26 protein-coding genes are annotated in these 24,025 nt (G+C 64.5%); 13 read left to right on the plus strand and 13 right to left on the minus strand.

What is annotated here, in order from left to right; genetic code table 11:
• Positions 1-418: 418 nt before the first annotated feature.
• Complete coding sequence (locus tag AC5JJ1_RS19960) at positions 419-1,174, minus strand: SIR2 family NAD-dependent protein deacylase (RefSeq protein ID WP_495786866.1); 756 nt, start codon at positions 1,172-1,174, stop codon at positions 419-421.
• A 3-nt stretch (positions 1,175-1,177) separates the two neighbouring features.
• Positions 1,178-1,516, minus strand: a complete 339-nt coding sequence (locus AC5JJ1_RS19965) for a DUF938 domain-containing protein (RefSeq protein ID WP_495786867.1) — start codon at positions 1,514-1,516, stop codon at positions 1,178-1,180.
• A gap of 200 nt (positions 1,517-1,716) precedes the next feature.
• Between AC5JJ1_RS19965 and AC5JJ1_RS19970 the strand changes: the two genes are divergently transcribed.
• Positions 1,717-3,081 carry a site-specific integrase gene (locus tag AC5JJ1_RS19970; RefSeq protein ID WP_495786868.1) on the plus strand — a complete coding sequence of 455 codons (1,365 nt, stop codon included), beginning with the start codon at positions 1,717-1,719 and terminating at the stop codon, positions 3,079-3,081.
• Positions 3,082-3,513, plus strand: coding sequence for a helix-turn-helix transcriptional regulator (locus AC5JJ1_RS19975; RefSeq protein WP_495786869.1), 432 nt, complete (start codon positions 3,082-3,084; stop codon positions 3,511-3,513).
• Positions 3,514-3,599: 86 nt separating this feature from the next.
• Here AC5JJ1_RS19975 and AC5JJ1_RS19980 read toward each other — a convergent pair whose 3' ends face one another.
• On the minus strand, positions 3,600-4,358 hold the full coding sequence (locus AC5JJ1_RS19980; RefSeq protein ID WP_495786870.1) for a hypothetical protein: 759 nt from the start codon (positions 4,356-4,358) through the stop codon (positions 3,600-3,602).
• 230 nt (positions 4,359-4,588) lie between these two features.
• Here AC5JJ1_RS19980 and AC5JJ1_RS19985 point away from each other — a divergent pair, with 230 nt between their 5' ends.
• From AC5JJ1_RS19985 to AC5JJ1_RS19995, 3 genes are all read left to right on the plus strand, one after another.
• Complete coding sequence (locus tag AC5JJ1_RS19985; protein ID WP_043343173.1) at positions 4,589-4,801, plus strand: dodecin; 213 nt, start codon at positions 4,589-4,591, stop codon at positions 4,799-4,801.
• 58 nt (positions 4,802-4,859) lie between these two features.
• On the plus strand, positions 4,860-5,081 hold the full coding sequence (locus tag AC5JJ1_RS19990; protein WP_495786871.1) for a hypothetical protein: 222 nt from the start codon (positions 4,860-4,862) through the stop codon (positions 5,079-5,081).
• 325 nt (positions 5,082-5,406) lie between these two features.
• Positions 5,407-5,568, plus strand: a complete 162-nt coding sequence (locus AC5JJ1_RS19995; protein WP_495786872.1) for a hypothetical protein — start codon at positions 5,407-5,409, stop codon at positions 5,566-5,568.
• A 1,791-nt stretch (positions 5,569-7,359) separates the two neighbouring features.
• Here the strand turns inward: AC5JJ1_RS19995 and lpxD are convergent.
• Together lpxD and AC5JJ1_RS20005 are read right to left on the minus strand one after the other, a co-directional pair.
• A complete protein-coding gene (gene lpxD, locus AC5JJ1_RS20000; RefSeq protein ID WP_495786873.1) occupies positions 7,360-8,376 on the minus strand; it encodes a UDP-3-O-(3-hydroxymyristoyl)glucosamine N-acyltransferase in 1,017 nt (338 codons plus the stop codon).
• A gap of 149 nt (positions 8,377-8,525) precedes the next feature.
• A complete protein-coding gene (locus tag AC5JJ1_RS20005) occupies positions 8,526-9,119 on the minus strand; it encodes an exopolysaccharide biosynthesis protein (protein ID WP_495786874.1) in 594 nt (197 codons plus the stop codon).
• Between the two features lie 578 nt (positions 9,120-9,697).
• Here AC5JJ1_RS20005 and AC5JJ1_RS20010 point away from each other — a divergent pair.
• Positions 9,698-10,366, plus strand: a complete 669-nt coding sequence (locus AC5JJ1_RS20010) for a DinB family protein (protein ID WP_495786875.1) — start codon at positions 9,698-9,700, stop codon at positions 10,364-10,366.
• A 219-nt stretch (positions 10,367-10,585) separates the two neighbouring features.
• Here AC5JJ1_RS20010 and AC5JJ1_RS20015 read toward each other — a convergent pair whose 3' ends face one another.
• The gene (locus AC5JJ1_RS20015; RefSeq protein ID WP_495786876.1) at positions 10,586-10,831 is read right to left on the minus strand and encodes a hypothetical protein; all 246 of its coding nucleotides are present in this window, start codon (positions 10,829-10,831) and stop codon (positions 10,586-10,588) included.
• A gap of 1,208 nt (positions 10,832-12,039) precedes the next feature.
• Here AC5JJ1_RS20015 and AC5JJ1_RS20020 point away from each other — a divergent pair.
• The 3 genes from AC5JJ1_RS20020 (at position 12,040) to AC5JJ1_RS20030 (ending at position 13,268) form a co-directional block, all read left to right on the plus strand.
• Positions 12,040-12,312 (plus strand): YMGG-like glycine zipper-containing protein, encoded by a 273-nt coding sequence (locus AC5JJ1_RS20020; RefSeq protein ID WP_495786890.1) that lies wholly within the window; start codon positions 12,040-12,042, stop codon positions 12,310-12,312.
• Between the two features lie 239 nt (positions 12,313-12,551).
• Positions 12,552-12,800: a hypothetical protein gene (locus AC5JJ1_RS20025; RefSeq protein ID WP_495786877.1), complete on the plus strand. Its 249-nt coding sequence runs from the start codon at positions 12,552-12,554 to the stop codon at positions 12,798-12,800.
• A 237-nt stretch (positions 12,801-13,037) separates the two neighbouring features.
• Complete coding sequence (locus tag AC5JJ1_RS20030; protein ID WP_495786878.1) at positions 13,038-13,268, plus strand: hypothetical protein; 231 nt, start codon at positions 13,038-13,040, stop codon at positions 13,266-13,268.
• 298 nt (positions 13,269-13,566) lie between these two features.
• Here the strand turns inward: AC5JJ1_RS20030 and AC5JJ1_RS20035 are convergent, their stop codons facing one another.
• Together AC5JJ1_RS20035 and AC5JJ1_RS20040 are read right to left on the minus strand one after the other, a co-directional pair.
• Entirely contained in the window at positions 13,567-14,385 is an 819-nt protein-coding gene (locus tag AC5JJ1_RS20035) for a PAS domain-containing protein (protein WP_495786879.1), read from the minus strand.
• Positions 14,386-14,971: 586 nt separating this feature from the next.
• Entirely contained in the window at positions 14,972-15,346 is a 375-nt protein-coding gene (locus AC5JJ1_RS20040; protein WP_495786880.1) for a patatin-like phospholipase family protein, read from the minus strand.
• Positions 15,347-15,669: 323 nt separating this feature from the next.
• Between AC5JJ1_RS20040 and AC5JJ1_RS20045 the strand changes: the two genes are divergently transcribed.
• Positions 15,670-15,873 (plus strand): cold-shock protein, encoded by a 204-nt coding sequence (locus AC5JJ1_RS20045; protein WP_495786881.1) that lies wholly within the window; start codon positions 15,670-15,672, stop codon positions 15,871-15,873.
• Between the two features lie 694 nt (positions 15,874-16,567).
• Here the strand turns inward: AC5JJ1_RS20045 and AC5JJ1_RS20050 are convergent.
• Positions 16,568-17,428, minus strand: coding sequence for an ATP-grasp fold amidoligase family protein (locus AC5JJ1_RS20050; protein ID WP_495786882.1), 861 nt, complete (start codon positions 17,426-17,428; stop codon positions 16,568-16,570).
• Positions 17,429-17,781: 353 nt separating this feature from the next.
• On the opposite strand from AC5JJ1_RS20050, the gene AC5JJ1_RS20055 reads away from it, so the two are divergent.
• Positions 17,782-18,027, plus strand: coding sequence for a hypothetical protein (locus AC5JJ1_RS20055; RefSeq protein ID WP_495786883.1), 246 nt, complete (start codon positions 17,782-17,784; stop codon positions 18,025-18,027).
• Positions 18,028-18,147: 120 nt separating this feature from the next.
• On the opposite strand, the gene AC5JJ1_RS20060 is transcribed toward AC5JJ1_RS20055, so the two are convergent.
• Both AC5JJ1_RS20060 and AC5JJ1_RS20065 read right to left on the minus strand, forming a co-directional pair.
• Positions 18,148-18,909, minus strand: coding sequence for a hypothetical protein (locus tag AC5JJ1_RS20060; RefSeq protein WP_495786884.1), 762 nt, complete (start codon positions 18,907-18,909; stop codon positions 18,148-18,150).
• Between the two features lie 477 nt (positions 18,910-19,386).
• Positions 19,387-19,665, minus strand: a complete 279-nt coding sequence (locus AC5JJ1_RS20065; protein ID WP_495786885.1) for a GNAT family N-acetyltransferase — start codon at positions 19,663-19,665, stop codon at positions 19,387-19,389.
• 1,025 nt (positions 19,666-20,690) lie between these two features.
• Between AC5JJ1_RS20065 and AC5JJ1_RS20070 the strand changes: the two genes are divergently transcribed.
• Together AC5JJ1_RS20070 and AC5JJ1_RS20075 are read left to right on the plus strand one after the other, a co-directional pair.
• Positions 20,691-21,080 (plus strand): hypothetical protein, encoded by a 390-nt coding sequence (locus AC5JJ1_RS20070; RefSeq protein ID WP_495786886.1) that lies wholly within the window; start codon positions 20,691-20,693, stop codon positions 21,078-21,080.
• Positions 21,080-22,303, plus strand: a complete 1,224-nt coding sequence (locus AC5JJ1_RS20075; protein ID WP_495786887.1) for a hypothetical protein — start codon at positions 21,080-21,082, stop codon at positions 22,301-22,303. The genes AC5JJ1_RS20070 and AC5JJ1_RS20075 overlap by 1 nt, the downstream gene beginning before the upstream one ends.
• 127 nt (positions 22,304-22,430) lie before the next feature.
• Here the strand turns inward: AC5JJ1_RS20075 and AC5JJ1_RS20080 are convergent, their stop codons facing one another.
• Entirely contained in the window at positions 22,431-22,649 is a 219-nt protein-coding gene (locus AC5JJ1_RS20080) for a hypothetical protein (protein WP_495786888.1), read from the minus strand.
• A 52-nt stretch (positions 22,650-22,701) separates the two neighbouring features.
• Complete coding sequence (locus AC5JJ1_RS20085) at positions 22,702-23,148, minus strand: DUF2934 domain-containing protein (RefSeq protein ID WP_495786889.1); 447 nt, start codon at positions 23,146-23,148, stop codon at positions 22,702-22,704.
• Between the last annotated feature and the right edge of the window lie 877 nt (positions 23,149-24,025).

The raw sequence follows: 24,025 nt of genomic DNA on the forward strand, positions 1-24,025 counted from the left end.
CAGCCGCACTGATGCAGAACAGAGGCAGCCATGATCACCTCCGCGCCAAGGTCTTAAGACGTAATGGCGAGTTTAGCGCATGTGCTCGGCAAACCATTGGATAAATTATTGCGTGCCGTGCCCTAGTGTCCTGCCCTTGAGGTTCGCGCGGCCCGCCCACGAACGGAAGGGATAAGCAGGCCATCGAAAACAAAGGCTGGTGCCCCAATCACGAGGCCCGAAGGATTCCGGGATCGGGCCACGAGGGCGTCCCCGCTTCACCCGGGTTCGCCGGACATGCTCCGGGCCAAAGCAGTGTCACGCCTCCCGACGATGCCGTCCTGCAGCAAAGAGGCGGACGCGGCCCACGCCATGCTGGAACACGTATGGTTACGGCACCAGCCGGTGAGGCGGCGGTCCATGGTTTCGGAGGGCGCGGTCAGTTCACCCCGACCGCGCCGCCCAGCACATCGCCGATGCCGCGATGGATGACGAGGTCGGCGATGGCGTCGAGCCCGGTCTCCTGGTTGTTGACGATGGCGAGCTGCGCGCCGATGCGCTTCGCCAGCTCCGGGAAGCCGGCGGCAGGGTAGACCACCAGCGAGGAGCCGAGGACAAGGCAGAGATCGGCGGCGAGCACCGCCTCCTGCGCGCGACGCATCGGGGCTTCCGGCATGGACTGGCCGAAGCTGATGGTCGCGGTCTTGACGAGGCCGCCGCAGCGGCGGCAGTCGGGGACGTCGCCGCTGCGCTCGAACTCCTCGCGCAGCTCCTCGATCGTGTAGCGCGCGGCGCAGTCGAGGCAGGCGCCGTAGGTGGTGTTGCCGTGCAGCTCGATCACCTGCGCTTCCGGCACGCCGGAGGCCTGGTGCAGCCCGTCGATGTTCTGGGTGATGACCTCGGCGACCTTGCCCTCGCGCACCAGCCGGGCGACGGCGCGGTGGCCGCGATTGGGCTCAGCGGCACGGAGCCGGGCATCGGCGGCGAAGCGGCGGCGCCAGCTCTCGCGCCGCGCCTCGGCGGAGGCGAGGAAGTCCTGGAACATGATCGGCTTCATCTGCTCCCAGACCCCGCCGGGGCTGCGGAAGTCGGGGATGCCCGATTCGGTGCTGATGCCGGCGCCGGTGAAGACGGTGATGCGGCGCGCCTCCTCGATCATGCGGCGGAGGTCGGCGATGTCGCGGTCGTCGTCCATGGCTCAGCTCCGGTGAAGGACGAGGGTGAGGTTGTTCGCCGGCATGGGCTCGACAATGGGCGGGGCGAAGCCCGCCGCCGCCGCGGCCTCGGCCACCGCCTCGAGGTCGCGGAGACCCCAGGCCGGGTCGCGGGCGCGCAGCTCGGCATCGAAGGCAGCGTTGCTCGACGCGGTATGGGCGCCGCCCTGGCGGAAGGGGCCGTAGAGGATCAGTGGCCCGCCGGGCGGCAGGCTGGCGGCGGCGCCGCGCAGCAGGCCGAGCGTCGCGGGCCAGGGGGCGATGTGGATCATGTTGACGCAGACAATAAAATCCGGGGAATATTTTGCCTTTCGGGTCTCCACCGTTTGTTTCCAAGGACATGGTTTTCAATGACTTAACGGGGAGGTCGCTGGGCCATGTGGTCTCCTAAAGGTTTAATTTTGTCTGGAAATAGGTCGTTTTAAGGTTGATGTTGGGGCTCATACCGTATGAGCCGCGTATGAATTGACGGGCGCTCATACGTCCTCCTAGAAGGTGGAAGCTCATACAGGGAGCCTCATACATGCCCGACCATCTCCTCCCTCAGGCCGCGCCGCAGAGCCGCCGCCTCGCTCTCCGCTTCCAGGCCGAAAGCCTGCCCCTCCCGCAGGATGTCCCCCAGGTCTACTACTCCGACACCGAATGCCCTGGCCTCCGGCTCCGGGTGGCGCGCAGTGGCAAACGCGTTTGGGACTGGCGCCGGGGGACGACCACAACCGTCATCGGGCCGCTGCCAACCGTCTCTTACGATGCCGCTGCTCAGCAGGCTGGCGCCTGGAACGAGGCGGCCAGCACCGGGGCGGACCCGCGGGCGGTAGTGCTGGCGGTCAACGCCAACAGCATCACCGTCGCGGACCTGTATGAGCGGTACATCGCCCATCTGGTGGACAGCACGAGGTCCCGCAAGGCCAACGAGAGCGCGACCAACTGCCGGAGCCAGATCAAGCCGCTGCTCGCCCGCTACGGCGACCTCCCGGCCATTGACCTGTCGCGCAACATCATCCGCGATGTCTATATGAAGGACCACCTTGCCCCTACCCGGCCGGAGGCCCGGCGGGTTATCTCCGCCAGGGCGATGATTCAATGGACCAAATCCGGCTGGTCGTGGGCGGTCCTTGAGGGGCTGGCTCCAAGGCTCGACCGGGTGGGGCTGCCCAAATCGAACCCGGCTGAGAGGCTGATCCTTCATGACCGCAAGCTCCTCCGCCGCGGCTACGGCCGGCACCGCAGCCACACGACCGAACTGGCTGACGACGAGTTGCTGGCGCTCATGCGGGGGATCGAGCAGGCGCGGTACTCCTGGGTGCCGGGCAAGAAGCGCCGGGCGGGTGACGCGCATGCTGCAACCAACCCCGCGGGCCTGCTGATCGTGGAGTTCTGCCTCTACACCGGGTGCCGCAAGAGCGAGGCCGTCTACCTCATGCAGGGCGACATCGCCACCGATGGCAGCCATGCCACGATCAACGAGCACAAGACCATGGATCATGACGGGGAGGCCCGCACGATCCGCCTCGGCCCGGAGGCGCGACGAGTGCTTGAACTGGCCGCGGAGTGGCGGCAACGCATCCGCTATGAAGGCGCCCTGATGTTTCCGTCTCCGCTTGGGGGGGTCTGCACAACGGTCAATAAAGCCCTGGATGCCGCCATCTTGGCTGGCGGTTTGAAGCGCCGAATCGTCGTCCACAGCCTGCGGGGCGGTTACATCAATTACGCCTGCCGGTCGGGCGTTCCGCTGGAGGTGGTGAGCGAAAACGTCGGGCACGGCGACATCCGCACGACGCAGACGTACTACCGCAAGGTCCACGACCGGATGCTGGCGGCGGGCAATGATCAGGTGAGCGCGGAGTTCACCCGGCTCCGCGAGGGGCTGATGAGCGAGGCCCACTAGGTGCGCGTTTTCACCCGGCCTTCCGCGGTGGAGCTTCCTGCCGCGGCTCAGGCAGCCCTCGACCGTGATCCGGTGCTGACCCGTCCCCAGGCGGCGCATTTCCTCGGCGTCGCCGCCTCCACCCTGGCCGACTGGGTGAAGGGCGGCAAAGGCCCTCCGTTCTACGACTACGGCCGGGAGGCGGGTTATCCGCTCAGCGCCCTCCTGGCATGGCGGCAAAGCCAGTTGAAGCAGCACAGCGAGCCGGAGACGGAGCCGGAACCTGTCCCGGTGAAGCGGAAGCGTGGACGCCCCCGTCTCGTCACCTCGCGGACCGGTACGGCCAAGCGAGCCGGCCTCAAGAAGAGGACCATCACCAAGCGACCGCCCCTCAAGAAGACCATCACCAAGCGACCGAGCGCCGCTAAAACCCGGCGGGCTAGAGGTCGGTGAAATGCCCGCCCAGGGGACCCCCCAGGGCGGGTTTTTCAATCACCGGTCCAGCCGGCCCATCCGCATCTGCGGATTATCCGGCCCGTTCAGCAGGCCGGCTGCTGCCCGCCCTGTGGTCGCGCCACCGATGAGGGCAGGTGCCGACAGGGAGTTGGCCCGCATGACCGCGGCGCTGAGCAAGCTCCTGCGGCATCCACCGACGCCTGATCCTGGCCACCCAGCCGCCGGAGCACTTCCCCGCTCCGCTGGACATCACCGGCCGCGGTCAAGCGCTGGCCCAACGCCCGGAACTTACTGGCCAGGACGTTGCGGGCGATGTTGGCCCCGGTGGCGATGCCGGGCGAACCCGTCAGGGTGTCCATCATCACACTGGAGAGCACGCCATCGCCCTTCTGGTCCGCGACATCCGCGGCCTGCCGGAGAGCGGTGCGGCTGGTCCCCATGGCGGTGTTGTTCGTCCGGGCGATGTGGTTCTCCCGGCGGATGTTTGTGAATAGCCGGTCAGCGATCTGGGTCCGTGCCGCCGGAGCATTACCCACTGCGGTGAGGATGGCATCCAACTGGCCGCGGCTGTGGTCACTCAGGCCGGCAACTCCGCTGGCATCCCACCCGTCGCAGATTTTCGCCAGCCGCTCGCGGATGGCCTGCTGGGCGCCAATGACAAAGGCGTTCCGTTCGGAACGGTTGAGGCGGGCGATCCGGCGCAGGATGACCTCCGGTCGATTATCGAAGGCGTGGGTGCCCCGCTCTACCGCGGTTCGTAGCACTGATGGTCCCGCCCAAGTGGTGTTGGTCATTTGATAGAAGGAGTTGCCGGTCTGCGGATCGACGATGAGGGTATCCATCTAAGCCAGCAGGCTTGCCTGAACTGCGTAAGGTGCGCGCCATCCATCTTCCGGCACACTGGTTTTGTGGTTAGCAGTGCGCTGGGCTTGGTTAGTTTTCTCCAAGACCTTCGCCGTGAGGATCACGAGCAGCCAACAAAAAAGGTGCCGCTTGTGCCGTGCTACCTAGGCGGCGCAGGATTAGTGGAACCCTTCCGGGCTGACCCGTGAGGGCGCGGGAGAAAACCATCATGACTGAGCACGTCTACAAGCTAGTGGAGCTTGTCGGTACCTCTGGTACCAGCGTCTCCGACGCCATCCAGAATGCAATTACCCGGGTCACCACCACTGTCCGCAACGTCAAGTGGTTCGAGGTGGTCCAAGTCCGCGGCGAGGTAAAGGACGGGAAGGTCGGGCACTACCAAGTGACGCTCAAGATCGGCTTCACGCTCGACGACGGTTAGCCCATCAGCCCAAGGCGGTCTGAATAGTCCGCCTCACCGCTGCCGATGAACATCCGAGATGAACGAGGTAACGGTCATCTCGATCGATCCTCGCCAGAAGTCGGACATCTTGCCGGTTCTCCATGGCCTGCTCAAATTGTGCAAAGTCAGCCTGATCGAGGAGGACATCGGCAACGAATGGGTGGCTGGCGATAGTGGCTGGGCGTTGTACGATCTCGTGGTAGCGCACGGGATATCCTCGCGGGTAACTCTCGGCCTGATTGTCGAGACAGGTATTTAGCCGCTCCATCATCTGGCTCAGGCTGCTGACAATCAGGCGGATGACTGCGGCATTGTCCCTAGCGTGGCCCCGAGCATCAGTCGCGGCACACCTGACCAGCGTGGGCCAGTCCACGGCACCAATCATCTTGGGAGAATCGCAGAGGTCCCAATGCGCGGTGTCGGCATTTGGACGGTGCGTGTCAGCAGCATGGTTGCTGGGGTAGGAGGCGCCTACGCACCGGCAAAAGGACAGGAAGATAGGTCACTTCCTGAAATGTTTTATCAAGACTCGTGATTACTATGGCCAGAAATTTGTTGCCGCCGCACTGCGATGAGAAGGCATCGTGAACTGCCTGTTTGAAATCGGCCGAGGTGAGATCATGATGAACAACATCAACCAGGGTGATAGTGGCCTGCGCGGAGCTTACAGCGAGCGCAGCTTCCTATTGGTTATCATGCTCACCGTAGCGGCTGAGATTAGCAGCCTGATCTGGTGGCTTCTTTAGGTGGCGCAGACTCGACCGCGGAGGGGCATGGCCACAGAGCAACCCCGACAATCAGAGACTCCTCCGAAGCAGCATATGCAGCGGTCTCATCATTCATTCTGGTTCATTGTCAGAGTTGGCTTCGCGCTGACTGCGGCTTGGGTTGCTGTGACTGAATCTTGGGATAGTGATGGCAACGGCAGCGTCTCCTTTCATGAGATGCTGTTGTTCATTGTGCGCTTTCTCGCCTTCCCGCTGCACCTCCTGCTGAGCCTTACCCCCGGCGAGGTGCTTGGGTTCTTCGGGTTGCCGAACGCCTACTGGCCTTCCTCGGCAGCGTTGGCCATCGTCATCAGCTTGCCGCTTTGGGGCGTACTGCTAATCGGGGGCCTAGTAGCCGAAGCGTGGCTGGAGCGTTCATTGTGGCTTCCAAGGAACGGACCGATATCTAGCCCGCGCCGCAGCAGAGCCACCCTCCAAGACTATGCGGAGAGTGGCTACGGCGGCATTATCTCCGCACCTTCGGCGAGTTCCGTCGCAACCTCAGCCGCCGACCGCGCTTAGGTCACTCCGCCAACCGCCTCTCCGGCCCCGAGCGCCGTAGCCCCGCTGGCTCTGGTGACCGATTGATCGCCCGTCGCGGTCCCAAAGCGGAGAACTGGCATTGGCGTCCCATCTAGCCGGTCGAACTCGACAACGACATCGCCGACGAACTTCTCCGCGCCGGAAACGCGCAAGCGCAGAATCCGATGCGGCGCATAAGGCCAGCCGCGGTGAAATGCCCCGGTGTACACGGTGCTCACCGCCTGCACGGCAATCAGAGCAGCGACATATTCAGGGTAAGCCCCAGCCTGAGAAGTGGCTACGAAGCGGGTATCGACACTCACCCCGTCTGCTTCGGCTACGAAGCAGCCGCCACGGCCCGCGCTATTCCAATGACCCGCGCAGCCAGCACCAGCAGGCCGATCGCTGCCGGCACGTCCTCAAGCCACAGGAAGGCACCTACGGTTTCGCAGACATGGCCTCTCGCGCCAATCCCATAAGCCAGCACGAAGACCGACGCCTTCGGGTGGCGCTAGCGAGCCCATCCGGGCATACTGGATCGGCACGGCATAGCCAGCCAGTTCGGTAAACCTTGCGGCGACTATGGCGCTGCCTCCCCTCGCCTCTGCGGTTCTCATCTACCGCGGGCGGGATGGTCGAGCGCGCAGCGACGGCGGCCATCCCAAGGACGCCCCGGCGCGGCTGTATGGCGCAACTCGGCGTCACCGCGGACTTCAGGATGATGACCTGAATGACGTGGTAGATGATGAGGATGATGACGAGGAGATCGCGGCGTGAGCGACAGAAGGGCTTTTCGGCAACAACTGCGGCGGCGCAGACTACGATAGCTTGTGGGAGGCACGATGGTAGGGCGTCCTTAGCGGCAGGCGTGAGGCGCGCCGGTTTCGCCATCGGCCGGGCCTTCAGCATCGGCCACGGACTGTGGCGCTGTGCCGATGTCCGGACCTACATCATCCCCGAGCATTCGCCCCTGGTCCTGCATTGGTCTTGGAACTGCCGGACAAGACCAGCGAGGAGCAGCGCTTCCTCGATATGGTCCGAGCCCGCTCGCACAGAGCATCCATTCACAACCACAAGCGTTCTTCCGAAGGTCAGCAAGGGGGACGTTTATGTCTGGTCTACCTATCCCGCCAACCGACCCGATGCCCCCCAAGCCGCCGACGGGCCATCCCGATCCCGATCCGCAGCCTGAAATGCCGCCCAAACCGGTGCCTGAGAACCCGTATCCTGTGCATTAGGCGGAAGCACTTAGGGCCGCGGCCGGGCCATGCGTTTCAGGACGGCGACCTGCCGGAAGAACTCCTGCCGCGGCTGGGCGGGGCTGCCGACCAGCGCCACCCCGCAGGGCACGTCCGACATCACGCCTGCCTGGGCGCCGATCTTCGCACCCTGGCCGATGCGGATATGCCCGGCGATGGCCGCTTGTCCGCCGACCTGTACGAAGTCTTCGAGCACCGTCGAGCCCGCGATCCCGACCTGCGCCACCACCACGCAGCAGCGGCCGAGGCGGACATTGTGGCCGATCTGCACAAGGTTATCGAGGCGCGACCCGGCACCGATCATCGTATCGCCGGTTGAGCCTCGGTCGATGGTGCTGTTCGCGCCGACCTCCACGTCGTCGCCCAGCACCACGCGTCCAAGATGAGGGACGGAGAGAAATCCGGAGGCCGTGGCGGCGAAACCAAACCCCTCCTGGCCGATGCGCGCGCCGGGGTAGACATAGACCCGCGCGCCCAGGAGGGCATGGCTGAGACTGGCGTGCGCGCCAATCCGGCAGTCGGGGCCGATCACCACGCTCTCGCCGATCGCGGCGTAGGGACCAATGCGGCAGCGGGCGCCGACCTCCGCCCCAGCCTCGACCAAGGCGAAGGGGCCGACCTCTGCCCAGGGATCGACCCAGGCGCTCTCGGCAACGATAGCGGTCGGATGTACGCCTGAGCGCAAGGGCGGTGCTGGATAAAATAGGGCAGCCACCCGCGCCCATCCCGCGTAGGGCTCCGTCGTGACGATCGGCACCACCCCTGCGGGCACCCGTTCGAGCATGTTGGGATGCACGATCACCGCGCCTGCCGAGGTTGTTTCCAATGCGGAGGCGTAGCGCCGGTTGTCGAGAAAGCTCACCTCGTTCGGCCCAGCAGCCTGCAACGGAGCGACGCCTGTTAGCAGCAGCCCGGTTCCCGGTGCCGTGCCGCATGCCGCCTCGGCGACGGTGGCGAGCGGGTGTGGCCCACTCCGAGCAAAGAAGCGCGGGTCGCCGATCGCCATTCTGGCATGTCCTCCCTTGTTGAGGCTCATGGTAACGCCTGCTGTCCGCGCTGCCATCCCTCGATGCGTTACTGAGACAGCCGACAATGACTTAGGTCGCGCCCTGGCATCCGCGCCAAGGGTTCTGAGCCGGTCCATGCAGTGGCCCTTTACAGGAGCCCCGGCACCCAGCCGGTCGCGCTCAGCGCTTCCCAGGCCGCGACCGAGGCAATCGAGAGCATGATCAGCGCCACAGCCAGGGCGACGCTGAGCAGTACCCCGTCCTCCTCCAAGTAGGCGAAAGCAACCAAGCCGATCACCAGGGCGAGCGGGATGTTGCTGAGCGGAACGGGAGCAAGAAGGCTGGGGGCGAGTAGAAGCACGACACCGCCAACCACCCGCTTCGTCGCCCGGAATGGTGTCGCCCAGCGCGGGCGGATGTAGCGTTCCATAAAGCGGATCACCGGCACGAGCCGATCCACGAGCCGAGCCAGCCGCCGGGTCTCGAACTGGCGGGCCGCGATGCGGCGAGGAAACACTGGGCCGCGCCGGGCCAAGATCATCTGGGCCGCCGGAACCGCGAGCAGTGCCCCAGCGAGGGCAGAAACACCCGGCAGCAGGCCGAGCAGAGCCAAGAGCAGCAGGACGATGCCGAACGAGCGGTCGCCCAACCGGTCCAGCAGCCAAGCGAGCGTCACCTGCTCAGGGGCTTCATGGCCGAAAAGGTCAGTCAGAACTACGGAGGTGGGCGCGCGCGTAGTCATACAAAGCTGGTAACACGGCGAGGCACTGGTCAGGTGCGCAAAGGGTTGCGCTCGACCAGCATCCCGATCAGGCGCAGCAACTCCTCGCGCTCCCGGCCGCTGCTGCGTCGGGCAGGAATTCCCGGACACCGCCACAGGAAGTTCAGCTACCGGATGATGCATTGGGTTCGTGCCTGAATGAAGGCGAACCCAAGCGGGAGCGTCCGCCCAGTATTGGCAAAGGGGCCTGCAACCAGAGTCGTGCAGCCTCGCCTCGATGTGCCCCTACGTCGTCAAACCCGATCAGAAATTGGACGCGACATGCGGTGACGGTCGATGCTGGTGGGGGTCACGCCCAAGCAGCACCGGGCGGCACCGGCCTAAACGCTTCGCGGAAGAGGGCGAGCCGGCGGAGGTAGAAGGAAGCGCACTTGCAAGGACCCGTCGCCGCCTGAACGGCTTCGGGTCCTTCCATTCGCAAATCTCGCGGTCGTCTCCCCTGCAAGCTGGTGTACGAGGTCCGGCGGGTGATACCGTGACGACAACCAGCAGGCATAAGCGGGAGGACGGCAATGGGACCGCGGCAGGAGCACTTCCGCATGATGGCTCTCTACAACCAGTGGGCCAATGGCCGCCTCTATGCCGCTGCCGGGCAGATCGCGCCTGAAAGCCTAGCCGAGGACCGCGGCGCCTTCTTTGGTTCCCTGCTTGGGACGCTCAACCACCTCCTTGTCACCGATCGCTTATGGATGAGCCGCCTGGACGAGGAGAGCCCGCCCGGTACGCGGCTCGACGAGGTGCTGCACCATGACTTCGACGACCTCCGCGCGGCACGGCTAGTGCAGGACAGGAAGCTCGTGGATTACGCCCACGGGCTGAGCGAGAAGCGCCTCGCCGAATCCCTTGACTACGCCACGAGCAGCGGCGCCCCGCATTCGCAGCCGCTCCACCACGTCCTCGCCCACCTGTTCAATCACCAGACTCACCACCGCGGGCAAGCTCACCACCTCGTCGGGATGGCGCTGGGGCGCGACAAGGCACCCGTCCTCGACCTGCTTGCCTTCCAGCGCTCCACCGTGCTCGTGCCGGGCGCAGTTAGTGGGCCAATATCGCCACCTCGATTGCTGCCCGATGATGCAGGAGCGAGTGCTGTCGAGACTCCACCGATCGGCCATGTTGTCATCGACGCCTATGCCGAAGCTGCCGACCCGGCCGGGGAGGTAAGAAGCACCAAGCGGGTTCCTGCGCCCGACAGTCTCGGTGGATAGCCAGTATGACCTCGGGTGCCGGCTGCACGTTGGCTAAGGTGCAACAAGCAACGAGGTGACGGCTCCGGACTCCGATGCGTGCCTCACGACCCCTACAGCCCGGCATGCCGCAGCGGCAGAGTGCCGCTGTCTCCTTGCCGGGATAGACGTTCCCGTCAGCCTACCTCATCTCGATCGTCCCGCTGACGATGTACGGCCCATTCGTCCGGATGGTATTGGCTAGGCTCCCCGTTTGATGTCTCTCTTCTCGGGCGGCGGCCGTTCGCCCTCCGTAGCCTCCCGCTCGGCCACCCGCTTCGTCATGTGCGCCACGACTTGCTCCGCGGTGCCGTAGAAGATATCGGTTCCCCAGGGGTGGCTAATGCACCAGCGGCTCGCCCCGGCCTCGGCGTGCCCCATCCGCTTCGCCTCGGCCTGCCCACGCGATGTCGGCAGGATGAGCACATCACCCGCTGCTTCGGCCATTTGCGTCCTCCCTCTCTTGCTTGGCCAGAGATCGATGATGCACACCTTTGCAACCCAGTTGGAAGCGAGACATCGCGGTACAGAGCGGTGTTCGCATTTGGAGTGGACATCGAGATCGGTGCAGCACCTTTCAGAGATGTCAGACGCGCTTGCCTAACTGCGGGAGCAGAACCGGTCACCTGCTGCCCGCCATCCCATCATGTCGTTAACCCAGTCCTCAGTGTCGCCCAGGAGCCCGCTGAACTGGGTTCGGGGCGCGTCGTAGAGTTCCACTCGCTCCATAACCAAACCATAGAGGGAATGCTGCTGCCGTTGCGTAGCGGCGCCGAGCCTGTCAGCCAGCATGTCGAACCACGCCTCATGCCGGCGGGGGTGAGGAAAGCATCCATACCGCCCCCACCAATCGGCGAACTCTGCCTCAGTCGTGGTGCGCCACCTCTTTCGAACCGGCTCGTCCCTCGCCTGTAACTCTTGCGCTGTGAAAGCACGCGGCATTGGGACCGAATGACGCTGGTCGGGTTCAGGCTGGAAGGGAACGGGCGGTGGAAGCTGTCCCTGGTATGGCGCCGTGGGCGGTGACAAAGGCTGGGCCGGGTATGGCTCGGCGCGTGGTCGGGCTGCTGGGGGACCAGCAATGGGCGGTAGCGTCTCGGTCGTCTGCGACCACGCCTGGGTACCAAGAAGGGCCACAAGAACGATCATGTGAAACCGTGTTTGCATGGCGCGCACCTCTCAGGATCAACGCAAGTGCCGGGCTACGGTCGCCGCGTCCAGATGGGAATGGAGCCAGTCGTACGCGAGCCAAGCGTATGCCGTTGCGGAGGTCGGTTTGACGAAGCGGACAGATCAAACCGCACGCCGAGAATGGTAACCAAGGCGTTCTGCGGATGACAGAATCGGTGACCGCCTGATTGCTGGCGGCCCATGCCGCGTTGAAATCGGCGACAGCAGGACGTAGCCAAGCTAAACTGTCTGGTGCGCTCGGTTGCGGGCCGCGCCTTTCAACATAATGCCTTGTCAGTGCGCCGAACCAGCATCCCTCTGGTAAATCCGGCGGCCGTTGGTCTGCGCAGCCGGGCGGAGCCGTTAAGTCACTTCTCAACGGCATTTCGCATTCCCGAACGGCGACCGCATTGTGAAGGCTACGGTTGGGGCTTCTTCTGGGCTGGTGCGTTTAGCTCCTACTTTCACAAAGGAGGAGTAATATGATGCGCAACTTTACAGCCGCGCTGCTCGTCGGGTTGGTTTCGCTCAGCTTGACGGCATGCGGCACAAGCCCCGGCAGCCGCGCCGTCTCTGGGGGCCTGCTTGGAGCAGGAGCGGGTGCTGGCGTGAGCGCCCTGACGGGTGGCAGCGTTGGAACAGGTGCGCTTGTTGGTGGCGGTGTGGGTGCCGCAGGCGGTGCTCTGACAGCACCGAGCCGCAGCAGCAGCTACGGTAGTGGCGGATATTCAGGCGGCCGTGGGTATCGCGGTTACTGATCACAATCGCAGTTCAGCCTGGGCGGTGGTCTCGGCCAGTCCGTTCTTATTGACGACAGGCTGATAGCGGATCGGCGACGAAAATCGGGTACAGGCCGGAGTGGGCGGGCGGTGCCGGGTGGAACAGGGCAGCGACCAGCGGCGGGACCTTTAGGTTCCGCCTGAGGCGAAGCGTGTTTCATGTCGGGAATGGCGCGCAACATCGTCGCCGCGGTGGATGGTGAGAGGAAGGTGCCCCGATGAGCGAAGAGCAACCCAAGCTTGAGGAGCAAGAACTCACCCAATATGCTGAGGAGGTTGATCATGAACTCACACAATTGCGCGCTGCGGTCTGGGACCTGATTGACGACTTCGATGCCACCGGAGGCTTCGTGGAGCTTGAGGCTGGTCATGGCGGCGACGGGCCAGTGACCCGCCTTTGCAGAATGACCTCGAAGCCCCTCCCGCCCATGCTCAAAACATGGTTGGAGAAAGGGGATGCCGAGTAGCCATCAGCGGCACCTTCCGCAAAGTTCACCATCACTGCCATGGCTGCGCCATCATCCAGCCCGAAACGCGACACCCCCTCCCCCTACATTCCGGCCCTAAGGAGCACCAATCGGAGGTTCGAGTGCGCAAGACCGCGTTGACCCTGTTCGCCGCAGCCGCGCTAGGCTTTGGTCTCTTTGCTTCAACCGGCGGTTCCGCAGCCTCAGTCGTCGTCACGGCGCACCCAGGGTGAAGCGGTGCACACTGTCCAATATTGGGGAGCGGGACCGCAGTCCTGGGACGATGGCTGGGAGCGGCGGCGGCAGTGGCGGGAGTGGCGCCAGCAGCGGGACGAAGCGCGGATCGCCGAGGCGGCACGTCGCGAGGCGTGGCACATCGAACAGGAGCGCGAGCAGCGCCGGGCGTGGCGGCATGCACAGCGGGAGCAGCAGTATGGCCACGGCCCTGGCTTCTACCGCGGCTGGTGAGGGAGCAGGCGTCCGAGCAGCGCCGCTGCGCTGGGAAGGTAATAGGCTTGCTCCTCTCAACCGACAGAGTGACGACGAACTTGCACCCCCGAGGTCCGTAGCGCCCGCCGTGCGGCACTCTCTCCAATCTGCATAGGTTGCAGTGGCCTACATGATGGCCTGCCGGTCGGCGTCCGTACCTGCCATCCCCAACATCGTTGACCCGCGCGACACCCGGGGAGCATCACCCCGACCCGCGGAACCCCGGTGATCTGGCTTGCGGGCGGAACCATGGCGAGCCTCCTCAAATCGGCAGCGATCACGCCATCAGACGGTCCGGACGGGGCGCCGACGAGGCTAAACTGGTTGGGCCGCGCGTCCACCAATCGCACGGGCAGGTCATGGCGGATTCCAGCGTTGAGCGGCAAGCCGGATCGTCGATCTGGCGGGCTTGCACGCTCAGCAGCGAAACGGCGAGTTGCAGCGCGTTCTTGGTGCGGTGGTTGACCTCACGGACCAAGAAGTCGCGGTAGCGGATGTCCTCCTGGCCTTGAGCCAGGGCATCGCGCAGCGTGACCTCGGTCCGTTGCCGTCGCTCGACCTCTTCTTGCAGTCGTGCGTTGACCTCCTGAAGGCGCCTCGTCCGGGTGGCGACCCGCCAGTCCAGCGTCTCCTTGGACTCGCGCAACTCTCGCTCCTGCACCACACGATGGCTGACATCGAGAAAGGAGGCAAAGTGCTGGACAACCCGGCCATCCTCGACCACCGGACTGACGAACAACGAGACCCACACTTGCCGCCCGTCCATGGCGCGAAACGGCACATCCTCGATAAAGGTTTGCCGTGCGGCCATGGCCGCCTCAAGCCGCGCCGCCACCTCCGGGTCGGCATGCGAGCCAACGAGGAAGAAGTAGTTCTGGCCTAGCACCTCCTCTCGCTCGTAGCCGCACAGTTCGAGAAAAGCGGCGTTAGCGTAAATGATCGGGTTTCCGGTCACTCTGGGATCGGTGACCACCATTGGCATCCGGGTCGCCTCGACCGCTGCGACAAAGAGGCCGCCGCAGGCTTCGACATTGCGCACATCACTCTCGGCCGCGGCTTGACCTTTGCGGTTCCGGGGCTGGTCGGTGACGGACATTGGCACTTCTCCTCTACCGCGTTTCCGCCCCAGTCTCAGCCGAAGCCACGCCCGGCCTTCCTTGTGCCGGGGCGCCCCGGGCGGCAGAGATAGCTGGATGTGCATCCGTCCAGCAACCCCGCCGCACTCTCTGCCGGTTATGGTCGCGTGAGGGTTCCGGCGCTGGTGCCAGCCCCTTGGGCGGACGGCCCAAGCTGCGCTAGGTCCGCCCTTCAAGCTGCTTCAAGCGATTCCGTGGAGGGGATCAGATCGAGGACCGAGCCAGCGAACGCGGACCGGTTCATTGTCGAGCGGACGCCCACCACGGAGAAATCGGCCGCAAGCCAGTGCTCGGAAGCGCTCCGGCCGAGGTCAAGCATCCTGCGGAGGAAGCACCAGCTTGCGTCGCAGTGGCTCCCTACCTTGAGCCCGCGGAACTCCTCCTCGGCACCAATCGCGTGCAGCCGGGCCAGGGCACCCACCGCCGAGGTAGGCAGGTCGGCTAGAAACGTTGGGCCAGCGCTAGCGAGCGCAACTCCTGCCAAGCGCCGCGCCGAAGGCTGTTTCGTCGGTCTGTTCAGCTACGCCGGAGGCGGCGACGAGCGGGTCAGGTCGGTCTACGGGCGTGGTCCGGACCAGCACGATGTCCGCGGGTGCGCCCGCTTTGACTAGCGCGCAACAGCGGGTTGACGGCATAGCCGCCGTCCCAGTACGTCTCGCCACCGTTTCCCGCCGCTTGAGGCAACTGCGGTAGGCACGCTGAGGCCGGCAGCACCTCCGCCGTGACCTTGGCATCGCGGAACAACCGCGCCTCGCTGGTCCGCACACTGGTTGCCGAGATGACCAGGGTGGGCGCACCCTCGATTCCGAAAACGGACGGATCAAGCAAGCCGTCGAGCACGCCACGGAGCGGGTTCAGCCCAAGCAGGTTGATTCTGTCGCGCGACGGCCCTCTGACGGCTCGCAACAGTGCATCAGCCATGGGCGCCCATCACCTTCGTAAAAGGTGGACCCCAGCCCCGGCCGTGTCAGGCGAGCCGGAGCCGGAGCCGGTGGCGACCCGGCGCCAAGAGGCGTCGAGGAGGCGCTTGGCTTCGCCCAGTCGTCCTGTGGCGAGGCCCTGGACCAGCATGGCGGCGTTCATCGCTCCAGCGCTAACGCCGCCAGCCATGAGACTGGATGCCATGGCGGCAACCGCTAGCCGCCCAGACCGGGTTGTTGGATTGGGAACGACGGTGCCTTTTTGGTGTTTACCAGCCCGATCCGCTGGATCATTGCTGCTTGCCCAAAGGAGGAGCGCATCAGATGGCAACCGGCGCTGTGAAGTGGTTCAACGCCAGCAAAGGGTTTGGCTTCATTCAGCCTGACGATGGCGGCAAGGACGTGTTCGTGCATATCACCGCCGTGCAGGCCGCGGGATTGCAGGGTCTCAATGACGGCCAGAAGGTCAGCTACGAAGTTGTTCGGGAGCGCGGGAAAGAAGCAGCAGCCAACCTGAAGCTGGCCTAAAGCCGGTCCACCGCTGCTGGACCCATGCATCAATCTGCCCGAAGGGGCTGCATCCACTGACTACCAACTGTGCGCTTCGCCCAAAGGTTACCGTCGGTCGGTTTGCAGCGAAGGTCTTAGTTGGGAAGTGGATGCAGTGAGGCTGCTCAGCCCAAGCAGGGCGACCCAGCCGAGATTCGTCCGCTCGACATTCGGACGAACTCGAAAAGCTGCTCTCGGCGGCAGGACTGAGGATACCGCGGCAGCGCCGGCTTCAGCTACCGCGGAGGCAGCAAAGCGCTCGGTGCGAGGTTGGGCCAACGCTACGGCACATGGAAAACCGGCGTAGAGGATCGCCACCCAGAGGCGCCCCCGCATGTTCATCTCCCTTCCCAGCTTGGTGCCGGGTACCCGGTAAACGCTTCTGTAAGGGTTTTGTTGCGTGTTATCGCATAATCGGGTTTTGCCGTAGGCAGCCCTGCGCGTCAGAGAGAACAGTCACCAAGGTCAAGCGAACATCTGCGTTGAGGTGACGAGCGCCTGCTCACCGTCCTCCCCTGTGGGGGCGTTTAACCCCTCCATGCCGCACTGGCAGCTACCAGCAATGAACCTCTACGCAGGTTTAGAATGCTTGGCTGTTGTATTTAGGGCTTGTACGCGCGCTCATAGATTTTAATCAGGGGAAGCTGTCCGGATACACCAGCCAAATCATTGTTCAGGGTGACACGCTGACCGTCGAGGAAGCGCCGCGGTGGCTGAATGGCAGGGTCCAGTAGTCGCCCAGCATCCGGTCGTAGCTGGCGGGCTTAAAGGGCGAACAGGCGTTGCCGTCATAATGGGTAATCTCGCCGAAAAACACCCGCCCACCCACGCAGTAGAGATCGACCCGCGCGAAGTCGAAATCCTCGCCTATCTTCTCCGCGAGCCGCTGCGCGTCGCGGGCCTCCGGGGGGAGGACATAGCTGGGGTCGGGCTCAAGGCTCTGCCGGACCATCCACGGCTCCAGCCGTTCATTGTAGCTGTTGGCCCGATGATGGCCATGACGCCCTGTATGGACACGCAGGAATCTGGCCCGGCCGCTGAAGACGTAGAACTTCAGGTCGGCTGGGATGCCGCCATCCGCGTCCAGCAACATCTCCTCGGCGATGAGGCGCGGCGTGAGATTGCGGTAGCCCCATTCCCCGGCAGTGTCGAAGTGGTTGCGGCGCAGCCACTTCTCGGCCTGGAGGATGGTCGCGGGGATGTCGAGCGCGGTTCGATCATGCACGAGCAGGTTCATGTTCCAGCCATGCGCGCCCTTGAGTACAAAACGGTTCGGCAGGCTCTCCCAGTTGATGTTGCTGGCACGGTTCCAGATGCCGTAGAGGGGGATGAGGACATCCTGACCGACCTTGGACGCCACATAGGTGCGCGCTGTGACCTTATCCGTGGTCAGCGCCAGCAGCGGGTTACGATCATACAAAATCCGCCAACCGAGCTTTTCGTTGAAGGTTTTCGGTTGACGAAGATTGGGCTCATATCCCAGTGCCGCGCGCATGCGGTAGCGGAGATGCCGTTCTCGCAAAATCTCGCCCAAGGCGGGAACATACTGAGCGGCGTAACGTACAATAGTCCGCATTAAAGTTAGTACTGATTTGTCGGACTGTACGGCGCCGGACATTTTTGATTCTCCTGGTAGATCGCTGACCTCTTAACGTGCAATCGCCTTTGCAACCTTATCGCTCACTCTAATGTGCGGCGGTATCTTTAGTGGTATGATCGTTAGCCCGCAGGAATTCGGCTGAGCGGCATGAAGCAGCCTCCCGCACGGCAAGAGGCACACTACCGGTTTAGGGCATTGCGACGTTCTCTCTAAATTCCATAGGTGGCGTTGGCGTATATGACGGCCTGCCCGTCGGCGTCTGTACCTGCATCCTCGGCTCCGACACCATGGTGCCGGTCGTCAAAAAGATGGTCGCCACCACTCAGAAAGCCCCGGGGTTTCCCGAAGCCTACGTCTCGCGTTCCGCCGCCGATCAGATGCGCGGGGCCTCCGTCCGGTTCTTCGACAGCCGTGAGCACGCCTGGGAGGCGCATGAGACCGCCCTGGCTGTCATGAATTACTGGGCCGCGCTGCGCCAGTGCGGCATCGACGACAAGATTCAGGCCTTCGGACGACTCCTGGCCGAGTTCTGAGATGGCCGGGCGAGAATGGCACCGCGGGGCTGAGTGGCATGACCGCTGACATCGGAGCGCCCCGGCGGCGATAACCGTGTTGACGGACTACGGAGGACGCCTGCCCCTACAAGACAACATTCACACCGGCACGACGTGCCGCACCCAGACGTTCGGCTCGATGTAGACGGCGTGGTTCTGTTCGAGCGAGACATGCACAGGCACGAGGGCGTTCGGCACGACGACAGTGCCGGTGGCAGTGAACTGCAATCCGGTCCAGCGCTGCCAGTCGGTGATCGTCCCTGGGACCACCATGCTGGTCGGCGCAACCTTTACAATTTGGCCTCCCGCGCGAACATGCACCCGTAGCCAGGGGTCGGCGGGCAGCCCATCGGCGCCCGTGCGGGCTGTGTACTCCTCCATGGGCACGAATGGCTCCAAGTGCTTCATCGTGGGGCGCACGGGCGCGAAGATGTGGCTCAGGCCGAGTTCGGCGGCCCGCTGCCGCATGGCGTCGAGAACCATACGCGAGGCGCCCCTACCCCGGTGCGAGGGCAGCAGGGTGATCTCCAACGCGCTGAGCGCATTCGGCGCCCGACCAAGGGCGCGGTCGGCATGCGCCCATCTGACCACGCCATCCCAGCCCGCATCCGGCAGGTTCTCGCGGCCAGGAATTCCGAAGGCGAAGGGCACGGCAAAGGCCCGTCCCACCGCCGCCTCAGGCCGGGCCGGACCAACAACGGCAAAGGCGGTGTCGAGGCAGGCGTCGAGGTGCGGCCGAGCGAAGAACAAGTCGGCAGCGGGGTCCTCTTGCATGAAGGCGGGCCAGAGCGCCATGAACACCTCCGAGAACACCTGCGCTCGCAGGTCGGGGCGGCCACGCAGCGGCACGAGTTCGAGCATCCGGTCCTCCTGCGGGGATGGTCGCGGCCCCCTCCAGACCATCCTAGGCAGTGCGACGGAGCATTTGGCAACCAAACCTGCTGATCCAAGGAGGGTCGCAGGCAGCGGCGTTAGAGGAGCGATGGCAGTGTCGGCAAGCCCGTCAGCGGCGCTCACCTACGATCTGCTTCCGTTCGGCGACCAGCAGGGTCGATTAGCAGTCGCCGCTCCCAATTGTCACTTCGAAGCAGTTCAGTGGGGTCAACGACCGGGCGCTGCTGGCCCAGTGGAAACAGCGCTACAAGCACCGTCTCACCATGCCGGCCAACTTCGCAATCCCCTGGCGGGCTGCTGGGGAGCGCGCCTGGATCACGACCTCCGACCGGCGCTGGCTGCTCGGTGGGCTCGTCCTCCTGGCCATTGGACCCCACCTAGGCAATGTCGGTGCCGGCAAGACGGTGCGGCATCCACATGCTTCACCTGAGCGGTCTCGTGCCCTCAGTCCTCCGCGGCAAGGCTCCGGTACCCCGGGTGTTGTCGAATGAACCGCGCCACAAACTCGCATTGCGGGACGACCGTCACGCACTCAGTTCGAAGGGCCTCCAGCACACCGCCGACCAGCTTGGACCCGACGCCCTGCCCGGACATCGCCTTGGGCACCTCTGTGTGGATCAGCACGACCCGGTTGCCGATCCGCCGGTACTCAACGAAGGCGATGGCATCGCCGCTGCCGATTTCGAACCTGCCCAGACCGGGATTGTCTCTCACGACCAGCATCGCCGCTTACGCCTCCAACCGTGCCCTAACCGCCCCGCTGCGCGCTCTCTCCGGGCACAACGTCCCAATCCCCGGCTGGTGCCCTGCTGGCTCAGGCTTCGGTGGAGAACCTGATTAACCACTCCGACGACATCGCCTCAGCAGGCGATTGCTAGCTCAGTGGCACCCGCGGATACGGACGCAGCTTCATCCCAAACTACTCCGGGAGTATCGGCCCGGAGGAGATGGAGCACCGAGGCATTCCGCACCGCGGCATACGTGGCCACGCGATCCACGGAGAGGAAGCTCCACCCGCTGGGCTAATCTGTCCGCCGCATGTCGGGCGAACCGTAACTTTGCCTGACACACATCCCTCCCCTGCCCCACGGCTGACTTGGTACGCGGCCTGCACGCAGACCCATGGCACCGCCCCATGCCGCCGAACTTGGAGTTTGCAGCGAGCGACATGACGGGAACGCGGGGTGAGGCGGAGCCCGCGACGCCTCGCCCCGCGAGGGCCTTGGCCCGGTTCCCCTCATGTCTGCTCGTGCCGGGTGGAACCGCGCCCTCCGCGGTTCCGCCCCGGTAAGTCCACCACCTCCCTCACCCCGTCATTCAGCTATGTGGCGCGTCACCAATGGGATATGGCGTGCAATTCGCGGCACATGGCTTGGCCGCGAAATCCGCTCCATTGGGGCCGCAGGCCCCAGGTCAGCAAGTGCATGGATGCGGCACCGCTCAGCAACAAATGGACATGGAGGTCGGGTCGCGCTCGGCCGTGTCCGGACTCTGCCCGGCTCCAGCCTACGCCCGACCCATGCCTGACCTCGCGGCCAACGGGCACCTGCGGCGCCCTTGCTTCTCCGCGCGCCTGCGCTGCGCTCCGTCGCGCATCGGCGCGTGCCCGGTCGGTCAGGCGGCTTCGCTGCATCTGAATGGTCGATTTCTCATCCACTAAGCAGGTATGATGCAGGTGTGGCCGCGAAGCGGACGCGCATCTGCGCAGCCGGTCGGATAAATAGGTCACGAGCTATTCTTATATAGACATGCGCCGGACGCGTTATCCGGTGCCCATTCATTTCAGCAGATCGAAACCCGCGCTGCTTGTGCAGCGGGCCTATTGGAGAGATGACGTGATTCGAGTTGAGGTATACGCCGGTTCGCCGGGATGCGGGAAGACCAATGAGTTGCTGGTCGAGATGACCAGCGTGCCGGGCCGCTATGTATTCGCACTGCCGACGACGGAGTTGATCGGCGAGAAGCTGCTCGACCTCTTCCGGGAGGCAGCGAAATCCGGCACCGATCCGGTGATCCGGCCCATCCACAGCCGGGCCGAGGGCCGGCGCTCACTCGGTGTCACCCGCGAGATCACCGACGCCATCGATGAGTACTCACACTGCCGCACGTCATCCTCGTCATCACGCACGAGGCTCTGATGCAGACCGACTTCACTTGCGCCGAGGGCAGGCAGTGGCATATGCGGATCGACGAGGTTCCCTCGGCGGCCGTCGCAGGTGAGTTTCGTATCCCAAGCTCGACGCGGTTCTTTGAGGCATCATACGCACTCTCGCCGACCGAGGAGGCAGGATGGTATCGCGTGTCGCTGGCCGGCAACGCCCCAACGATGGCCGACGTGATGGCGGATGATCTGGTCAAGGATTTCGCAGCCTTCCACAAGAGGTCCAAGTCTCCACAGGGCGTGTTCGTGGATGTGGCGGATTGGCGCGATGCCCGGGATCGCGGGCGGACAGTGCGTTGGCGGTCAGCGTGGCCCCCTGCCGAGTTGGCACCCTTCGCCACGTCGGTCATCGCAGCGTCCGGGTTCTTTCACAGCATCACCTGCCTTGCGACCCGGAAGTGGTTTGGCGACAAGGTGGAGTTCGTGCAGCGGGATTTCGGCGCCACCGCGCTCCGCACGAAGCCGAAAGTTCGCATCCGCTACTTCACACACGGCCACCGCGGCTCGACCGAGTGGTGGTTCCCTAAAGCTTCTAAGAAGCACCCGAATGGCAAGCGTTGCCTCGCCGCGGTCTGCCGTCACCTCGAAGGAGTGAGTGACCTCGGCTACTGGAGCGGCAACGCCGAAGTCGTCAACTATTTCGAGGAACGCTTACCCGGCGAGCAGGTGCGGCCCAAGGTCGCTGGCTCGAATCAGTATCGGCACCTGACCTCGTGTGCCTTCATCTACAGCAGCAAGGCGCGTCCCGAGGATACGATCCTGCTGAAGGTGTTCGGCGTGACGCAGGACGAGGTGGAGCGTGCCCGCGAGCAGGAAGACATCTGGCAGTTCGTGATGCGGGGTGCGATCCGCATGGCCGAGTTTGACGGCACTTACACGGTGTACCTCTATGATATCTGGCAGGCTGAGGTGCTGGCGCGGATGCTGGGCGAGGGCGGTATCTCTGCTGATGTTACGTTGGAACCTGTGGAGGAGGCCGGCATCCTCGATGTGCAGCGTCCGAAGCCGGGACCAAAGCCGGGTGCCAAGGCCGCTGTAGCGGATATATCGTTCGAGCAGCAGGAGTGGGAGCGCCGCGCGGCCGATCGGCTGAGGAAGCAGCGCCAGCGCGAAAAAGATCGGGCCGCGAAAGCTGCCGAGGGGACGCTGCGCAGCCGTGGTCGCCCAAGGAAAACAGAGGGACCTGAGGTACGGCCGTGACGGCCATCCTCATTCGAAGCGGCTGCTGATGCGAAGGTTGGTCCATGGTGGGGATGGGCAGGAGTATTTGTCGCTGATCTTTTTTGGTTGGCCCTGGCGGGTCGCCCGAGGATCAGGCAGGCTCCTCTCAATCCACCAAGGTCCCGATCAGCCGCAGCAATCCCTGATGCTCGGGGCCATGCCCGCCCCGGGCAAGGAAGTCGCCTATGGTGATATCGCTGCTTCCCCCACCGGATGGCAGGTTGGGCTCGTGCCTGACGAACACGCGTTCCGAGCCGAGGTCACGGATCAGCGACCAGCGGTCGCCATTCGTGCTGCGGTATAGCTCCCTGGCTTTTAGGGACATGGTTGCTCCCCAGCTTCTCCGATCAGACCATAGCCGTAGGGCTTTGCTGCCATCAGGCCGCCCTCGCCTCCTCTCGGTAGGCCCGTTCCCAGAACTCCAGGGCGCGTCCCTCCGGGCGTCCCTCCCGCTCCCACAGGAAGTAGGCACGTTCCCGCAGGTAGTGCTCAGGATCATGCTCCCTGGCCGGCGGGGCGCCTTGTTGTGTGCCCTGGGGAGTGCCGGGCAGGTACGACGATCCCCTCCCAGTCTCCGCCGCCATACGGCCATCGCTGCTGCCTGCCTGCAAAGCCGTGCTGACCGCTTCGTCGGCTGCCCTCAGCAGAGTGGAGATGCGCTCTGCGACCGGCTCGGGGTCCTGCGGCACATCACACCGACCGCGGTAGATGATCTGGTGGCCAGAGCCGCGGGGCCGATGGAACTCGACGGTGAGGGCAATTGAGCCGTCAGCAACCACCAAGCTGCGGTAGAGGGCAGCACCACGGTCGCTGAGGGGCGCCACCCAGGTGATCCAGTCGGGAGGCTCCTCGGGCGAAGGGCGCCCAATCTCCCACCAGACAGGATCGGGAGGTGTCGCAGCCTGGAGCGGGGGTGAGGACAAAGCCAGACCTCCGGTTTATGTGTAACCTGATCTTAACGTCAAACCGCCCAGAATGGGACGCCTGCATCCCCGTCAGCCCCTTCTCGACCGATCACGCCTCTGTGGCGGAGCATGGCAGGAGCGGCTGGCCGTCGCTTGGCAGGCAGCAAGGCCTGCGGCAAAGGATTCACTCTTGAGACACTTTCCTGTGCGAGTTGGCCGCCACCGCTCGCGCCACCCATATCACTGAGGTGTCTGCCCGCGGAGCAATCCGCGATGGCCAAAAATGCCGCCGCCACATGGAGTAAGAAGCGGTGCTGAGCGAGGAAGCTTTCGACTTTGAGAGGTGCTTCGGCGTGCCCGCCGGCCATACCCTTCGCCGATCTGATCTCCCATCTGTGGCCGGAGCACGGCTGGTCCTCCGGCGATGGGAGCATGAGGAGTACGACGGGGACGGCAATCTGGTCGCCGTTTACGAGAGTTGGGCGCGCGACCGTAACAGCTTCGGCTTCGTGAAGTATTCGCCCTTTGGCTGGGTGCTCAGCATCTCCGGCCAGTCGCCGCGCTTGCCGCCTCCCAAGACGCGAGCCCGGCTGGGCAAAGCAGCATAACCTCAGGCCGGGTCGGGCGGGTCGCCTCGCCCTCACCACCGCAGCGGGCGGCCGGTGGGGAGTACCCGTTCCTTCCCCGCGGCTGCCTGCATTTAATCTTGCTGATCCCACCGGCTGTCCCATCGTTGCTACTTGGTCGGCCCTGAATAACCCCGTTAGGCCGCACGGGCTGTAACTGGGAGATGGTC

The organism is Belnapia sp., from assembly GCF_059504005.1.

Excerpts from the sequence above, each read along its gene's own strand:
- AC5JJ1_RS19990 (WP_495786871.1), top strand. The coding sequence starts at position 4,860 with ATGAACGAGGTAACGGTCATCTCGATCGATCCTCGCCAGAAGTCGGAC.
- AC5JJ1_RS20080 (WP_495786888.1), bottom strand. The coding sequence starts at position 22,649 with ATGTCCCTAAAAGCCAGGGAGCTATACCGCAGCACGAATGGCGACCGC.
- AC5JJ1_RS20035 (WP_495786879.1), bottom strand. The coding sequence starts at position 14,385 with ATGTCCGTCACCGACCAGCCCCGGAACCGCAAAGGTCAAGCCGCGGCC.
- AC5JJ1_RS19970 (WP_495786868.1), top strand. The coding sequence starts at position 1,717 with ATGCCCGACCATCTCCTCCCTCAGGCCGCGCCGCAGAGCCGCCGCCTC.
- AC5JJ1_RS19985 (WP_043343173.1), top strand. The coding sequence starts at position 4,589 with ATGACTGAGCACGTCTACAAGCTAGTGGAGCTTGTCGGTACCTCTGGT.
- AC5JJ1_RS20055 (WP_495786883.1), top strand. The coding sequence starts at position 17,782 with ATGGTGCCGGTCGTCAAAAAGATGGTCGCCACCACTCAGAAAGCCCCG.
- AC5JJ1_RS19960 (WP_495786866.1), bottom strand. The coding sequence starts at position 1,174 with ATGGACGACGACCGCGACATCGCCGACCTCCGCCGCATGATCGAGGAG.
- AC5JJ1_RS20040 (WP_495786880.1), bottom strand. The coding sequence starts at position 15,346 with ATGGCTGATGCACTGTTGCGAGCCGTCAGAGGGCCGTCGCGCGACAGA.
- AC5JJ1_RS19980 (WP_495786870.1), bottom strand. The coding sequence starts at position 4,358 with ATGGATACCCTCATCGTCGATCCGCAGACCGGCAACTCCTTCTATCAA.
- lpxD (WP_495786873.1), bottom strand. The coding sequence starts at position 8,376 with ATGGCGATCGGCGACCCGCGCTTCTTTGCTCGGAGTGGGCCACACCCG.
- AC5JJ1_RS20025 (WP_495786877.1), top strand. The coding sequence starts at position 12,552 with ATGAGCGAAGAGCAACCCAAGCTTGAGGAGCAAGAACTCACCCAATAT.
- AC5JJ1_RS20045 (WP_495786881.1), top strand. The coding sequence starts at position 15,670 with ATGGCAACCGGCGCTGTGAAGTGGTTCAACGCCAGCAAAGGGTTTGGC.
- AC5JJ1_RS20060 (WP_495786884.1), bottom strand. The coding sequence starts at position 18,909 with ATGCTCGAACTCGTGCCGCTGCGTGGCCGCCCCGACCTGCGAGCGCAG.
- AC5JJ1_RS20075 (WP_495786887.1), top strand. The coding sequence starts at position 21,080 with ATGCAGACCGACTTCACTTGCGCCGAGGGCAGGCAGTGGCATATGCGG.
- AC5JJ1_RS20005 (WP_495786874.1), bottom strand. The coding sequence starts at position 9,119 with ATGACTACGCGCGCGCCCACCTCCGTAGTTCTGACTGACCTTTTCGGC.
- AC5JJ1_RS20065 (WP_495786885.1), bottom strand. The coding sequence starts at position 19,665 with ATGCTGGTCGTGAGAGACAATCCCGGTCTGGGCAGGTTCGAAATCGGC.
- AC5JJ1_RS20015 (WP_495786876.1), bottom strand. The coding sequence starts at position 10,831 with ATGGCCGAAGCAGCGGGTGATGTGCTCATCCTGCCGACATCGCGTGGG.
- AC5JJ1_RS20010 (WP_495786875.1), top strand. The coding sequence starts at position 9,698 with ATGATGGCTCTCTACAACCAGTGGGCCAATGGCCGCCTCTATGCCGCT.
- AC5JJ1_RS20020 (WP_495786890.1), top strand. The coding sequence starts at position 12,040 with ATGCGCAACTTTACAGCCGCGCTGCTCGTCGGGTTGGTTTCGCTCAGC.
- AC5JJ1_RS20070 (WP_495786886.1), top strand. The coding sequence starts at position 20,691 with ATGCGCCGGACGCGTTATCCGGTGCCCATTCATTTCAGCAGATCGAAA.